Source organism: Micromonospora chokoriensis, assembly GCF_900091505.1.
GTDB classification, from domain to species: domain Bacteria; phylum Actinomycetota; class Actinomycetes; order Mycobacteriales; family Micromonosporaceae; genus Micromonospora; species Micromonospora chokoriensis.
Genome location: NZ_LT607409.1, coordinates 6224597 through 6239273, shown reverse-complemented (window position 1 = coordinate 6239273; position 14677 = coordinate 6224597). Strand labels below are relative to the sequence as shown.

At 69.3% G+C, this 14677-nt stretch carries 9 protein-coding genes; 6 read left to right on the top strand and 3 right to left on the bottom strand.

Annotated features, from left to right (window positions below; genetic code table 11):
• Positions 1-84: 84 nt before the first annotated feature.
• Positions 85-3633 carry a ThuA domain-containing protein gene (locus tag GA0070612_RS28185; RefSeq protein WP_088990674.1) on the bottom strand — a complete coding sequence of 1183 codons (3549 nt, stop codon included), beginning with the start codon at positions 3631-3633 and terminating at the stop codon, positions 85-87.
• A 524-nt stretch (positions 3634-4157) separates the two neighbouring features.
• Between GA0070612_RS28185 and GA0070612_RS28180 the strand changes: the two genes are divergently transcribed.
• The 6 genes from GA0070612_RS28180 (at position 4158) to GA0070612_RS28155 (ending at position 12154) form a co-directional block, all read left to right on the top strand.
• Positions 4158-5669, top strand: coding sequence for a sugar ABC transporter ATP-binding protein (locus GA0070612_RS28180; protein WP_088990673.1), 1512 nt, complete (start codon positions 4158-4160; stop codon positions 5667-5669).
• A complete protein-coding gene (locus tag GA0070612_RS28175; RefSeq protein WP_088990672.1) occupies positions 5666-6637 on the top strand; it encodes an ABC transporter permease in 972 nt (323 codons plus the stop codon). The genes GA0070612_RS28180 and GA0070612_RS28175 overlap by 4 nt, the downstream gene beginning before the upstream one ends.
• A gap of 2 nt (positions 6638-6639) precedes the next feature.
• Positions 6640-7623, top strand: coding sequence for an ABC transporter permease (locus GA0070612_RS28170; protein ID WP_197699256.1), 984 nt, complete (start codon positions 6640-6642; stop codon positions 7621-7623).
• A 12-nt stretch (positions 7624-7635) separates the two neighbouring features.
• Positions 7636-8817 carry an ABC transporter substrate-binding protein gene (locus GA0070612_RS28165; RefSeq protein ID WP_231924367.1) on the top strand — a complete coding sequence of 394 codons (1182 nt, stop codon included), beginning with the start codon at positions 7636-7638 and terminating at the stop codon, positions 8815-8817.
• 6 nt (positions 8818-8823) lie between these two features.
• Positions 8824-9675: a sugar phosphate isomerase/epimerase family protein gene (locus GA0070612_RS28160; protein WP_088990671.1), complete on the top strand. Its 852-nt coding sequence runs from the start codon at positions 8824-8826 to the stop codon at positions 9673-9675.
• An 88-nt stretch (positions 9676-9763) separates the two neighbouring features.
• Positions 9764-12154 (top strand): RICIN domain-containing protein, encoded by a 2391-nt coding sequence (locus tag GA0070612_RS28155; RefSeq protein WP_197699255.1) that lies wholly within the window; start codon positions 9764-9766, stop codon positions 12152-12154.
• 60 nt (positions 12155-12214) lie between these two features.
• Here GA0070612_RS28155 and GA0070612_RS28150 read toward each other — a convergent pair whose 3' ends face one another.
• Both GA0070612_RS28150 and GA0070612_RS28145 read right to left on the bottom strand, forming a co-directional pair.
• Positions 12215-13168 (bottom strand): family 43 glycosylhydrolase, encoded by a 954-nt coding sequence (locus GA0070612_RS28150; protein WP_088990670.1) that lies wholly within the window; start codon positions 13166-13168, stop codon positions 12215-12217.
• A 100-nt stretch (positions 13169-13268) separates the two neighbouring features.
• Positions 13269-14294: a LacI family DNA-binding transcriptional regulator gene (locus GA0070612_RS28145; RefSeq protein ID WP_088990669.1), complete on the bottom strand. Its 1026-nt coding sequence runs from the start codon at positions 14292-14294 to the stop codon at positions 13269-13271.
• Between the last annotated feature and the right edge of the window lie 383 nt (positions 14295-14677).

Here is a 14677-nt window from a genome sequence, read left to right as displayed (position 1 = left end):
GGAGACGTCCCGGTCGGGACCGGCTCCGATCATCGGATACCGGCCCCGACCGGGACGTCGTTCGTTACCGCGACAAGCCGCGGATCACAGCGCGGTGAACCGCCACTGCTGGTTCGTCGCGTTGGTGCAGTTCCACTGCAACACCCGGGCGCCGTCGGCCGTGGAAGCGCCGTTGACGTCCATGCAGAGCCCGCTCAGCGCACTCTTCACCGTGTACACGCCGGAGGTTCCCGTCGCGGTGGCGGTGAACTTCTGCTGGTTGCCGTTGTTGCAGGTGGCCTGCTGGAGGAAGGCACCCGCCGCGGTCGAGCTACCGATCACCTCGACGCACTTGCCGCTGTGCACGGCCTTGAGGTAGAGCGCGCCGTTACCGGCGTCGACCGCCTGCCACCTCTGGTTGTTGCCACCGGTGGACGCCCACTGGGTGATCTGGGCGCCGTCGGCGGTGGAGACACCGCTGACGTCCAACAGCTTGTTGCTGTGCTGCGCGGCGACCGTGTAGGTCTTGCCCGCCAGACCGGTGCCGGTGCCGGTGCCGGGTGTCCCGACGCCGTTACCGCCGAAGGTGTGCGAGTCCACATCGAACGAGTTGTTGGCGTTCTTGAACACCATGTAGAGCGTGTGCGTCCCGCCGAGGGCGGCGACGTTCACCGGTGTCGTGGACTGGTAGTTGTCCCAGCCACCCGTGCTGGGCACCGCGGTGGTGGCCAGCAGGGTGCCGGTGGGCGAGTCGGCCCGCAACTCGATCGAGCCACCACCGGAGGGCGACGACAGTCGGTAGCTGACCGTCGAGATCCCCGACAGGTTCATCGGGCTGAACGCGATCCAGTCGTTGCTGGAGATGTCACCGATGCGCTTGGTGCTCTCCGCGGCCGCCTGGTCGACCACCCGGATGCCGGACTGGCTGCTGAAGTACTCGGACTGCTTGTGCTTCGGCTGCAGGATCGCCTGTGCGGTACCGGTGAGCGGCGCCCCACCGCTGGGGCCACCGTTGTCGGTGTAGCGGGCGTTCAGCACGTAGAACAGGTTGGCGCCATCGGGGTGCCCACCGAGCAGGTCGGTGGAGATGGTGCCCGAGCAGCCCGGGTACTCGGTGGTCTCGTGCGCGTGGTCGTCGTGACCCAGCGCCGGGTTGAGGAACACCTTCGAGCAGTCGACGGTCCCGCCGTCCGGGTCGGTCACGGTGATCTGGTACGACACCTTGTCACCGAAGGTCAGCATGCCGCCGTTGCCCGGTGTGGTGATGGTGAGCACCGGGGCGCTGTTGCCGACGGTGATCGGGACGTTGGCGAAGCCGGTCTTGCCGGTGCTGTCGGTGACCTTCAACTGGGCGGTGTAGTTGCCGTTGGAGGTGTACACCTTCGACGGGTTGGCCGCCGTGGAGGTGGTGCCGTCGCCGAACGTCCACAGGTAGCTCAGCGTGTTGCCGTCCGGGTCGGTCGTGCCGGCGCTGCTGAACTGGACGGTCAGCGGTGCGCTGCCGCTGGTGGGCGTGCCGGTGGCCTTGGCGATCGGTGACCGACCGCCCTGGTTGTAGTCGATCCGGTAGAGCCCGGAGTCACTGTTGCCACCGCCGAAGTTGGTGCCCCACTCCAGCAGGTAGAGCGAGCCGTCCTTGCCGAACTCCATGTCCATCGGCTTGTTGAACCGCACGTTGGGCAGGAACGGGTTGGTGCGGGTCACCGCCGAGGAGGAGTCGAAGTGCACCTCCTTGACGTAGTTGCGCGCCCACTCGTAGAAGAAGTGCACGCCGTCGTAGTAGGGCGGGAACTTCGTCTCGGACGGGTTCGCCGCGTCGTACCGGTAGATCGGCCCACCCATCGGGGCGGAGCCGCCGGAGCCGAGCTCGGGGAAGGTCGTCGAGGCGGGGTAGCCGTACCAGATGTTCGGCATGACGACCGGCTTCAGGCTGGTCAGACCGGTGTTGTTCGGCGAGTTGTTGACCGGCGCGGAGCAGTTGAACTTCGCGCCGACGACGCCGGTGTCCGGGTTGAACGGGGCGTACGGCTGGTTGTTGCCGTGGCAGAACGGCCAGCCGTAGTTGCCGGCCTGCTTGATCACGTTGAGCTCGACCAGGCCCTCCGGGCCACGGTTGGTGGTCGGCGGGTTGCGGTCCGGGCCGTAGTCGGCCAGGTAGACCCAGCCGTTGGCCGGGTCGATGGAGAAGCGGAACGGGTTGCGGAAGCCCATCGCGTAGACCTCGGGCTTGGTCTGCGCGGTGCCCTGGGGGTAGAGGTTGCCGGTCGGGATGGTGTACCCGCCGTTGGCCGAGGGCCGGATGCGCAGCAGCTTGCCGCGCAGGTCGTTGGTGTTACCGGCGCTGCGGGCGGCGTCGAGGTTGGACTTGCCCGAGCGCCAGTCCAGCGGGGCGTAGCCCTGCCAGTTGGGGTCGAGGTTCGGCGGCGTGTCGTCGCCGGTGCCGATGTAGAGGTTGCCGTCCGGACCGAACTTGATGTAGCCGCCGGTGTGGCCGGGCTCCGCGAACGTCCGGTCCCGGTACGCGGGGATGTCGATGATCGTCACGCCGCTGGACGTGTTCAGCGTGTCACCGCTGACCGTGTAGCGGGAGACCCGGTTGACGTCGGTGCTGCTGTTGGCCGGTGAGTGGTACAGGTAGATGTAGCCGTTGGTGGCGAAGTTGGGGTCCAGCGCCATGCCGGTCAGGCCGTCCTCACCGCCGGTGTAGACGCTGAGCGTGCCGGCGGTGACGGTGCTGTTGGTGGAGGGCTTGAAGATCTTCACCTGGCCGCCGCGCTGGACGTAGAAGACCCGTCCGTCCGGTGCCACACCGAGCGCCATCGGGTCGACGGTGTTGTCGTCGAGGGTCCGCTTCTCGAAGTTGCCCCACACGGTGCCGCCGCAGTCTCCGGCGGCGTTGCCGGCCGCCCACCGGATGCCACCGAGCACGTGGTTCTGGAAGTTCGCCTCGCTGTAGGAGCCGATCGCGTGGCCCATCGCGGTGGCCCACACCCGCCCGCCGCTGGTGTTGCGGCACCAGGAGATCGGATGATCCGGGCCCATCGCCCGGGATCCCGGGTTGTAGGTGCGTTCGTCGGCGGTCACCAGCACGTGCACGTTGCCGCGCGGGTTGGCGTCGAAGTTGTACCACTCCTCGCTGCGGGTCCACCGATCCGGCAGGCTGGCCGTCGACGGGTGCTTCTTGTCGGCGACGATGGCTGTGCCCTGGAGCACGCCGGGGGAGTGCTCGGGCATGTGGGCGCCGCCGTTGATGGTCTGGTCCCACCACGGGTATTCGCCCTCGATGCCCATGTCGGTGGCGTTGTGGATGGCGACGATGCCCTTGCCGCTGGCGAGGTAGCCCTCCACCGCCTGGCGCTGCGCCGCCGAGGTCCAGACCATGCCGGAGGTCTGGAGCATGACGATCACGTCGAAGGTCGCCAGGTTGCTGGCGGTGAAGACGCTGGAGTCCTCGGTCGCCACCACCTCGAAGTTGTTCGCCGCCGCCTGCTGCTGGATCATGCTGATCCCGGCGGGGATCGAGTCGTGGCGGTAGCCGGTGGTCTTGGTGAAGACCAGGGCCCGGAAGGCCGGAGCAGCCGACGCGGGTGGGGCGAGTCCGAGCGCCAGCAACAAGCCGGCGATCACTGAGATGAGCAATGTGTTGCGACGCATGCCGTCTCCTAGGTTGAGCGGGCGTGGGGGTGCGACCCACGAGCACCACGCTGCGTCAGGTTGTGCCTGCACGCGCGGGTGGGCGCGAGGGTTCCGGTCTGTCCTCATGCCGTTCGCCGTAACGGCACTTAGACCCGCAGGACATCACTCAGCGTGACGGTCGCCGTGGTGCTCGTCCCGTGGTCCACGAGGTCAGGATGAGCTAGAGATCCATGGCTGTCAATCGACGAGGTGACGTCCGACGTTCTGCCCGGTTGACGACGGCCGCCATCGACTGCCCCGCTGCGGCATCGCTGCCGGTCTGGCTGCCGGGCCTGGCAATCGGCCCCGGTCGAGGATTGCGGACCAGCATCCAAACATCTATCTTCATACGTGTGATGTTTCGTCGATGTCAAGAGAATGTTCGCGATAGAAGAACGTAAGCATCCACCGGTACCTACGAAAGTTCGATGGCTGGCACCTCGAAGTCGCCGTAGCGTTTGATCGAATCTTGTTGATAACTACTGTCTGTGAGGGCTTTCGGAATGTCAGACCCACGGCCGGTGCCGTTACTCAACCTCCGGGGCATCGGCAAGTCCTTCCTTGGCGTACGGGTCCTCGACGATGTCGACCTCGACGTCGCGCCGGGCGAGGTGCACGCCGTGGTCGGCGAGAACGGCGCCGGGAAGTCGACCCTCATGAAGATCGTCTCGGGCGGGTACGCCCCGGACGAGGGCACCGTCGAGTTCGCCGGCGAGCAGCGCACGTTCCGTGGTCCGCGCGACGCGCAGCGGGCCGGCGTCGGCATCATCCACCAGGAGTTCAACCTCCTCCCGGAGCGCACCGTCGCGGAGAACGTCTATCTCGGGCACGAGCCGGTCCGTCGCGGGCTGGTCGACCGTCGGGCGATGCTCGACCGCACCACACAGCTGCTCACCTCGATCGGCGAGACCGCGCTGCCGGCGGACGCCCGGGTGGGACAGCTCGGCGTCGCGCAGCAACAGGTCGTCGAAATCGCCAAGGCGCTCGCCCTGGACGCCCGCCTGCTCATCATGGACGAGCCGACCGCCTCGCTGGCCGACCACGAAGTGGAGCTGCTCTACGGGTTGGTGCGCCGACTCCAGGAGCGAGGCATCGGCCTGCTCTACGTCTCGCACCGGCTCGCCGAGGTCTTCGATCTGTCCAGCCGGATCACCGTCCTCAAGGACGGTCGTCGGGTGACCACAGTGGATACCGCGGCCACGAACGCGGACGAGTTGGTGCGCCACATGGTCGGCCGGGAGCTGTCCAGCTACTACCCGGACCGGGCCGCCCCCGAGGACCGCGGCCCGGTGCGGCTCAACCTCCGCGACGCCGGCAACCGCAAGCTGCACGAGATCAACCTCCAGTTGCGCGCCGGTGAGGTGCTCGGCATCGGCGGCCTCCAGGGCTCCGGGCGCTCGGCGCTGGCCCGGGCGATCTTCGGCGTGACCCCGTTCACGACCGGTGACGTCACCGTCGACGACCGACCGGTCCGGCTGCGCTCGCCCCGCACCGCGATGCGGGCCGGCATCGCGTACGTCACCGAGGACCGCAAGGGCGAGGGGATCGTGCCCCGGCAGTCGGTGCTCGACAACGCGCTGCTCGCCAGCCGCGCTGTCTTCGCGGCCCGGTCCGGCCGGGCGGCCCGCACGCAACGCCTGCGCGAGCTGCTCGCCGCCGTGGAGGTCCGCTCCGCCGGCGACGACCAGGAGATCCGCTTCCTGTCCGGCGGAAACCAACAGAAGGTCGTGTTGGCCCGCTGGCTCGCGCTCAACCCGCGGATCCTGCTCTTCGACGAACCGACCCGGGGGATCGACGTGGGCGCGAAGTCGGCCATCCACGACCTCGTCCGCAGCCTCGCCCGCGACGGCGCGGCCGTGCTGATGATCTCGTCCGACCTGCCCGAGCTGTTGGGGATGAGCGACCGCATCGTCGTCATGCGGGACGGGCGCATCGCGGGCGAACTGCCCGCCGGTGCGACCGAGGAGGACGTCGTCGCCCTGGCGATCGGCGCCGCACGGGAGGCCGCCGCATGAGCGCCCTGTCGCTCCTTCCGGCCCGCCGCCCCGTGCCGGGCGTCTTCGTGGCCCTGTTCCTCACCCTGGCGATCGGCTGGCTGGTCGTCCTCGTCGACGGCGGTCAGCTCTTCAACCAGTCCACGACGGTGAGTCTGCTGCACGTCGCGGCCGGGCTCGGGCTCGTCGCCGTCGGTCAGACCCTGGTCATCCTGGGCGGCTCGCTCGACCTGTCGGTGGCGTACGTGATCAGCCTCAGCACGCTCGTCGCCGCCGAGACGATGAACGGCAGCGACGGCGCGGTGCTGCCGGCGATCGGTCTGGTGCTCGTGGTCAGCGCCGGCGTCGGGCTGCTCAACGGGCTGCTCGTCACCAGGTTCCGGGTGAACGCGTTCATCGCCACCCTCGGCGTCGGGCTGCTGCTCAAGGGTTACCTCGACAACGGCTACGACGGCCCGGCCGGCACCACCGCACCCGCGCTGGTGCAGGCGCTCGGCTACCAGCGCGTCGGGCCGGTGCCGGTGTCGTTCCTGCTGCTGCTCGCCGTGACCGCCGCGGCCTGGTTCGCGCTCTCGCGGACCCGGTTCGGGCACCACCTGGTCGCCGTGGGCGGCGATCCGGAGGTGGCCCGACTCTCCGGTGTCCGCAACGACCGGGTCCTCGTCACCGCCCACATGCTCTGCTCGATGTGCGCGGGGCTGGCCGGCATCTACCTCGCCAGTCGGCTCGGTTCGGGTGCGCCCCGGGTCGGCACCGAGGGCCTCTACGACCTGGAGTCGATCGCCGCCGTGGTGATCGGCGGGACCGCCCTCGCCGGCGGTCGCGGCGGCGTCATCGGCACCCTCGGTGGGGTGCTGCTGCTCGCCAGCATCGACTCCATCTTCAACCAGCTCGAGGTCGACGCCTTCTTCAAGCAGGTGATCCGCGGCGTCATCATCATCGCCGCGGTCGCCGTCTACGCCCGCAGGGCCCTGCGAAAGGCGTCCTAGCCATGCAGACCGTCCAGTCCCGTTCGCTGCCCCTGCGGCTCCCCCGGGTGCGTCCCGGTGGGGTCCTGCCGATCCTCGTGATCCTCGGGGTGCTGTTGGTGCTCGTCGGCATTCGACAGCCCGACTTCCTGGCGCCCCCGTCGTTGATGTCCTTCCTCGGCCGTTCGGCGCCGATCATCCTGCTCGCCGCCGGCCAGTACTTCGTGATCGTCTCCGGCGAGTTCGACCTGTCCGTCGGCTCACTGGTCACCGCGCAGGTGGTGGTCGCCGCCCGGCTGATCGACGGCGACCCGGGCCGTACCTGGCCGGTGGTGCTGCTCCTGCTCGCCTTCGGGGCATTCGTCGGCCTGGTCAACGGCCTCGTCACGACACGACTGCGGGTGCCGTCGTTCATCACCACCCTCGGCATGTTCCTGATCCTCTTCGGGGCGGTCTACCTGTGGTCCGACGGCGCCCCGAAGGGTGCGCTCTCCGAGGAGTTCCGTCGGTTCGGCCGGCGGGCCTTCGAGGACGTGCCGCTGCTCGGCCGGGTGCCGTACGCCCTGCTGGTGCTGCTGGTCCTGGCAGTGGTGGCCGTGCTGCTGATGCGGTCCGACTTCGGGCGCACCCTGGTCGCCGTCGGCGACAACCCGCGTACCGCCGAGTTGAGCGGCGTACGCGTCTGGCGTACCCGAACCCTCGCCTTCATCCTCAGCGGCCTCGCGGCGGCGGTGGCGGCGATCCTGCTCGGCGGCTACAGCGGGGTGTCGTTCCAGGCCGGTGCCGGCCTGGAGTTCGGCGCCATCACCGCCGTCGTCCTCGGTGGGGTCGCGTTGGGCGGGGGCCGCGGCGCTGTCCTCGGCGCGATGCTCGGCGCGCTGACCCTCGAACTGCTGTTCGCCCTGATGAATTTCTACGGCGTCTCCGGCGCCCTCAGGTCGGCCGTCCAGGGCGGGATCATCCTGCTCGCCGTGGCGGTCTCCGCAACGCGTTCCACGTCGAGATAAAGAGGAGCCATAGTGCGACGTTCCCTGGCGGCGCTGGCCGCTGTCACCCTGCTGTCCCTCACCGCGTGCGCCACCGACGAACCGGCCGCGTCCCCTTCGGGGAGTGCCCCGGCCGCGGGGTCGGGCACCGGTGAGCAGTCGAAGTTCTTCGTGCAGGCCGACTACGACGCCGAGCTGGCACTGCTGACCGCCACCGCCACCGGGCCGGCCGACAAGCCGTGGGAGCAGGCGCTCAACCCGAAGATGGTGAACACCGCCACGTTCAAGAAGAACGGGCCGCACAAGATCTGCTTCTCCAACGCGGCCCTGAACAACCCGTGGCGGCAGGTCGGCTTCAAGACCATGCAGGCCGAGGTCGAGGCGCAGAAGAGCCGCATCAAGGAGTTCGTGCACGTCGACGCCGAGGGCAAGGACCAGAAGCAGATCGCGGACATCAACGACCTGCTCGGCAAGGGCTGCGACGCGCTCATCGTCTCGCCGAACACCACCGCGACGCTCACCCCGGCTGTCGAGGCGGCCTGCAAGGCGGGCCTGCCGGTGGTCGTCTTCGACCGCGGCGTCAACACGAAGTGCCCGGTGACGTTCATCAACCCCATCGGCGGGTACGGGTTCGGTCACGTCGGCGCGGAGTTCGTCAGCCAGAAGATGAAGCCCGGCGGCAAGGTCCTCGCCCTGCGGATCCTGCCCGGCGTGGACGTCCTGGAGACCCGCTGGTCGGCGGCGAAGGTGGCGTTCGACAAGGCGAAGGTCGACGTCGTCGGCGTCGAGTTCACCGACGGTGACCCGGCCAAGACCAAGAAGATCGTCGACGACTACATCCAGCGGTACGGCACGATCGACGGGGTCTGGATGGACGCCGGAGCGACGGCCGTCGCGGCGGTCGAGGCGTTCCAGGACGCGGGCAAGCCGGTCCCGCCGATGAACGGCGAGGACCAGCTCGACTTCCTGAAGATCTGGAAGGACAAGCAGCTCACCGCGATCGCCCCGACCTACCCGACCTACCAGTGGCGTACGCCGATCATCGCCGCCCTGCGGATCCTCGACGGCGAGCAGGTCTCCAACCCGTGGAAGCTGCCGCAGCCGACCGTCACCCAGGACAACCTGGACCAGTACCTCGACGCGAACATGCCGCCCCTGCACTACGCGATGTGCGGCTGCACCGACCTGCCCGGCTACCCGCAGCGCTGGAAGTAGGTTCCGATGTACGCCATCGGCGTCAACCCGTGGGTGTGGGCCTCTCCGGTCGACGACAAGGCCCTGGCCGAGCTGATCCCACGGATCGCGTCGTTCGGCTTCGACGCTGTCGAGTTGCCGATCGAGCAACCCGGTGACTGGGATCCGGTCCGTACCCGGGACCTGTTGGCCGAGCACGGCCTCGTCGCCGCCGGCGTCTGCGCGGTCACCCCGCCGGGGCGGGACCTGGTCGATGCTCCGCCGGCGGTCGTCGAGTCGACGGTGGCGTACCTCAAGGAGTGCGTGGCGAACGCGGCGGCCGTCGGCGCTGGATGCGTCGGCGGCCCCGTGTACGCCTCAGTCGGTCGGACCTGGCGGATGTCGCCGACGGCTCGCGCCGCCTGCTACGCGGACTTCCGGCGCGCCCTGGCGCCGGTCGCGGAGCAGGCGGGCGAGTGCGGGGTGAGCATCGGTGTCGAGGCGTTGAACCGCTACGAGACGAGCGTCGTCAACACGATCGAGCAGACGGTCGAGCTGATCGACGGCCTTCCGTCGAGTGTCGGCATCATGATCGACACGTACCACATGAACATCGAGGAGGCCGACCCCTACGCGGCCCTCGCCGTCGCCGGCCCGCACATCAAGCACGTCCAGGTCAGCGGCTCCAACCGGGGCGCCCCCGGTGCCGACCACTTCGACTGGCCCCGGTTCTTCAGTGTCCTGCGGGACACCGGTTACCAGGGCGCGATCTGCATCGAGTCGTTCACGGCGGAGAACGAGACCATCGCCACCGCCGCGGCAATCTGGCGTCCGCTGGCCCCCTCGCAGGATCGCCTCGCCACCGACGGCCTGCGCTATCTCCGGGAGATCCTCGGGTAGCCGCCGCCCGCCCCCGCCAGCCACGCCTCCTGCCCGCCCGCCGAGGCGTCCCGTCCCCCTGCCCTCCGCACGTCAGGAGTACCCTCCCGTGTCCTCTTACCCTCCGCTGCGCCGGCTGCTGGCCGGCGCCGCCGCGACGGCGGTGACCGCAGTGGTCGCCGTGACCGTCGCGGCGTCTCCGGCCGCCGCGGCCACCACCACCCTCTACGCGTCGCCCTCGGGCACCGGCAGCAGCTGTACGGCCAGCCAGCCGTGTTCGCTGACCGCCGCCCAGGCGGCGGTGCGGTCGCAGAACACCTCCATGTCCGGTGACATCGTGGTGGAGTTGGCCAACGGCACCTACCGGCTCACGGCACCGATGCGGTTCACCGCGGCCGACTCGGGCACCAACGGCTACCAGGTGATCTGGCGGGCCGCCGCCTCCGCCCGGCCGACGATCACCGGTGCCCGGGCGGTCACCGGGTGGTCGCAGGTCGACTCCGGGAAGAACATCTGGCGGGCCAACGTCGGCGCCGGGCTCGACGCCCGGCAGCTCTACGTCAACGGGGCCGTCGCCACGCGGGCGCGTACCGCGGTGAACCGCGCCGACTTCACCTTCACCACGAGCGGCATGCGGTTCAGCAACAGCGCGCTCAACTACCTCAACAACCTCGGCAACCAGAACCGGGTCGAGGTGGAGAGCGTCGGCTCGTTCACCGACCGGTACTCGCCGGTGCAGAGCATCAGCGGGAACTTCCTGACCATGCAGCAGCCCGCGTGGAACAACAACACCTTCGGGTTCGACACCCTCTCCAGCCCGCACCGCGCGGGCCCGTTCTACCTGACCAACGCGTACGAGTTCCTGGACTCGCCGGGGGAGTGGTACCTCAACCCGAGCAACGGCCAGCTCAACTACATCCCGCTCGCGGGGCAGAACATGAGCTCCGTGAGCGTGGAGCTGCCGCAGCTCCAGTCCCTCGTCAACGTCGGCGGCACCTACGACGCGCCGGCGCACCACATCTCGTTCAGCGGCATCACCTTCACCGGCACCAGCTGGCTCGGCCCGAGCAGCAGCAACGGCTTCGCCGACCAGCAGACCGGCGCGCACATCACCGGCACGTGGTCCCGTCCGTCCGACGCGTTGACCTCCTGCCAGGCCGGCTGCCCGCAGTTCGAGGCCACCCGGCCGAACTGGAACCAGATGCCCGCCGCCGTGCAGGTCTCGGCCGCTAACACCATCACCTTCAGCGACTCCCAGTTCGTCAACCTCGGGCAGACGGCGATCGGCATCGGCAACGACGCCAACGCCCACGCCAGCGGCGTCGGCCTGGGCGCCAGCAACATCACGGTGACCCGGTCCGAGATCGCCCGCAACTCCGCCGGGGGCATCGTGGTCGGCGGCGTACGCGCCGACGCCCACCACCCCAGCGACCAGCGGATGGTCAACCGCAACATCACCATCAGCAACAACCGGGTGCACGACCTCGGTCTGGAGTACCGGGGTGTGGTCTCGATCCTGACCACCTACGTGAACACCGCGCTGGTCTCGCACAACGAGGTCTACAACATGCCGTACACCGGTCTGTCGGTCGGCTACGGCTGGGGCGCCAACGACGCCGGTGGCAGCCAGCACTACGCGAACCGGGGCCTCTACAACTACCAGCCGCGCTACACGACGGCGACCACGGCGGCCAACAACCAGGTCATCGGCAACTACGTGCACGACGTCATGCAGCAGATGACCGACGGTGGGTGCATCTACACGCTCTCGGCCAACCCGGGCGGCACCATCAACCAGAACTACTGCCTGCGGACCAACGGCTGGTTCGGGCTCTACTTCGACGAGGGCTCCCGCTACTACACCGCCCGCAACAACGTCTTCTCCAGCACCGGCACCTGGGCCACCGCCAACTACTGGTACGCCGAGAACATGGGCAACTTCACCGTCACCAACAACTGGGCGACGAACAACAGCACGAACGTGACCAACGGTGATCGCGGCAACGTGGTCAACGGCAACGTCACGGTGTCCGGAGGCAACTGGCCGTCCGGCGCGCAGACGGTGATCAATGCCGCCGGTGTGCAGAGCGGCGGCGGCACCAACCCGCAGAACGTGCAGATCGTGGGCGTTCAGTCGGGCCGCTGCGCCGAGATCGGTGGTTCGAGCACGACCAACGGCACGCAGGCCCAGCTCTGGGACTGCATCAGCGGCGCCACCAACCAGCGGTGGACGCACACCGCCAGCCGGCAGCTCATGGTGTACGGCACCAAGTGCCTGGACGCCTCCGGCCAGGGCACCAGCAACGGCACCCAGGTGGTGATCTGGGACTGCAACGGTCAGGCGAACCAGCAGTGGAACGTCAACGCGAACGGCACGATCACGGGCGTGCAGTCGGGCCTCTGCCTGGACGCCAACGCCGCCGGAACGGCGAACGGCACGAAGTTGATCCTCTGGTCCTGCAACGGCGGGGCCAACCAGCAGTGGCAGCTGCGAAGCTGAGCTGACTGAGGGCTGTCCACGGTCCGGGCTGGGGCGACTGCCACAGCCCGGACCGTGCCTTCAGGTCGCGGCCGGCGTGCGCGCCGGGTCCGGCACCAGCCCGGTCGACGCGTCGAAACGTACCGGGATGGGGTCGGTGAGCTCCCCGACGAACGTCTCGTCGACGTGGTCGAGGAAACCGATGAGTGACCAGGTGTCGGCGGGTCCGGGGACCAGCCGCGGCGCGTACAGGTGCGGGTGCGTGAACGGGCGGGCGGACGCGATGTCCCACGGGCCGCGGACGGTCTCGCCGGTCGCCACCCAGATCCGGTGGTCGTCGCGTCGGGCGCTGCTGGTGGCATCGGTGGAGAACAGCAGCAGGGGCTGTCCGTCGACGACAGCTACCTGGGGCACCTCCAGGTGACCGAAGCCGGCCGGTGTCGACAGCGGCGGCTGGACGGTCCAGGTGAGGAGGTCGGGGGAGGTGGCGTGGCCGACGACGCCACGGGTGTTCGTCGGTCCCGTGTTGGCGCGCGCGGTGATGAGCATGTGCCAGCCGTCGCCGTCCGGGTCGGGGAACACCCACGGGTCACGCCAGGCCTGCTCGTACCACAGGTCCTTGTCGAGCAGCTCGTACCAGGTCGGGTCGGCCTCGACGATCGGCTCGGTGCCGTGCCGGTGCCAGGTGGTCAGGTCGGTGGAGACGGCGAGGCCGATGCGTTGCACGAGACCACCCTCGGCGCGACCGACCCCGGTGTAGAACAGGTACCAGCGTCCGTCCGGGCCGCGGACCGTGCAGCCGGTCCAGGTCGCCAGGTCGTCCCAGGCGGGAGCGTCGGCGGGGACCACGGCGTCGGCGACCAGGTGCCACGAGTGCAGGTCCGACGAGACGGCGTGGCCGATCGTGGCGCGGTGGTGACGGCGGTGCGGGTCGTGCAGGGCACGGGAGGCGCGGAGGAAGAACACGTGCCAGAGGCCGTTGTCGTCCCGGGCGTACCAGCTGTCCCACACCCAGTGGTCGGGTAGACGAAGCATGGCCGGAAACCTAGCACTAAACCGTTTTAGCGTCGGCTCGGGCGGGGTCGGTGCGAGTGGTCCGCCGGCGCGGAGGCCCGATGGCTCGGCGGGCCCGCGGTCACTGCGCCGGAGGGGCGAGGGACCTCCGGCGTCGCAGGGGCATCGGCACGAGTGACGGCTCGGTGTCGCCGCCGTCCAGGAGCAGCTCGACCGCTCGCCGCCCCATCTGCTCGTGCGGCAGCGCCGTGGTGGCCAGGCCGGGACGCAGCCAGGCGGCGATCGGATCGTCGTCGAACGAGATCACCGAGATGTCCTCCGGGACCCTCAGCCCCGCCTCGCCGAGTGCCTGGTAGGCGCCGAAGGCCAGGCGGTCGTTCATGCAGATGACCGCGCTGGGCCGCGGGGACCGGTTCAGCAGACCGCGCATGGCGGCGTACCCGTGCTCGGGCAACCACTCGGTGCAGAAGCACTCGGCGAGGAGGGAGACGTCGGCGTCGCCCAGCGCCTGCCGGATGCCGTGCAGACGCGCCCGCGCGGCGAGGGAGACCTCCGGGTCCTCCTCCTTGAGCCGATTGCGGCCGATGAGCGCTATCGCGTCGTGGTGGCCGAGCTCGAGCAGCGTGGTGGCGGCGGTACGGCCGGCGCGGTCGTCGTCGGGGAGCACGCTGGGCAGGCGGTCGGAGCTGGTGGCGTTGAGCAGCACCACCGGGCCGCCGAGGATGGCCGGAGGCACCGTCAGCCGTCGGGTGGCCATCGCCGCGTAGATCACCCCGTCGACCTGCCGGTCCAGCATCGCCTCGATGGCGTACTGCTCGAACGTGGCGTCGCCCTGCGTCTCGGTGATGAGCAGCACGTGGTCCCGCTCGCGGGCCGCGTCGAGGGCGCCGCGGATGAGGTCGCCGGCGAACCGGGTGGTGGCGACGATGTCGGAGACGAACGCGATGGTGGCGGTCTTGCGGGTACGCAGGCTGCGCGCGGCGAGGTTGGGCCGGTAGCCGAGTTCCTCGGCGGCGGCGAACACGCGCTGGTGCGCCTCGGCCGAGAGCCGGGTGCCCTCCCGGCCGTTGAGCACCATCGACGCGGCGGTCTTGGACAGCCCGGCTCGCCGCGCGACGTCGGCGAGTGTTGCTCTGTTGCTGCCCATCAGTCCTCCGAATCGGGCGCGGTGCCATCGGCGCTGCTCCTGCCCATCATGATGCGTCGCCGCCCGAGATCTCGCGTCGGTCACGCCTCCAGTGGTGTGAACCCGACGTTTCCGCCCTGTTGCCAGGTTGTCCTTGACAGCTTCCCGTGCCACGCGCATGCTCTGCTAAATCAGTTTAGCGACCACTTCTGGTGCATCCAGAGGCGCCGCCGGTGGCCGTGCCCGGGCCTCGTGGTGACAGGTGTGGTGTCGTGCTCGATCCACGGGTCACGACGCGCACATCGTCGCCGGTCGCTCCGGCGCGGTGTTCCGGTGGAGCTGTCGCGCGGTCGTGGGCCGCGTGGTGGATGAATAGTCGAGGAGTCATGAAATGGCAGAATTGC

Coding starts and splice junctions, on each gene's coding strand:
- GA0070612_RS28145 (WP_088990669.1), bottom strand. CDS start 14,294: ATGGGCAGCAACAGAGCAACACTCGCCGACGTCGCGCGGCGAGCCGGG.
- GA0070612_RS28175 (WP_088990672.1), top strand. CDS start 5,666: ATGAGCGCCCTGTCGCTCCTTCCGGCCCGCCGCCCCGTGCCGGGCGTC.
- GA0070612_RS28150 (WP_088990670.1), bottom strand. CDS start 13,168: ATGCTTCGTCTACCCGACCACTGGGTGTGGGACAGCTGGTACGCCCGG.
- GA0070612_RS28185 (WP_088990674.1), bottom strand. CDS start 3,633: ATGCGTCGCAACACATTGCTCATCTCAGTGATCGCCGGCTTGTTGCTG.
- GA0070612_RS28180 (WP_088990673.1), top strand. CDS start 4,158: ATGTCAGACCCACGGCCGGTGCCGTTACTCAACCTCCGGGGCATCGGC.
- GA0070612_RS28170 (WP_197699256.1), top strand. CDS start 6,640: ATGCAGACCGTCCAGTCCCGTTCGCTGCCCCTGCGGCTCCCCCGGGTG.
- GA0070612_RS28160 (WP_088990671.1), top strand. CDS start 8,824: ATGTACGCCATCGGCGTCAACCCGTGGGTGTGGGCCTCTCCGGTCGAC.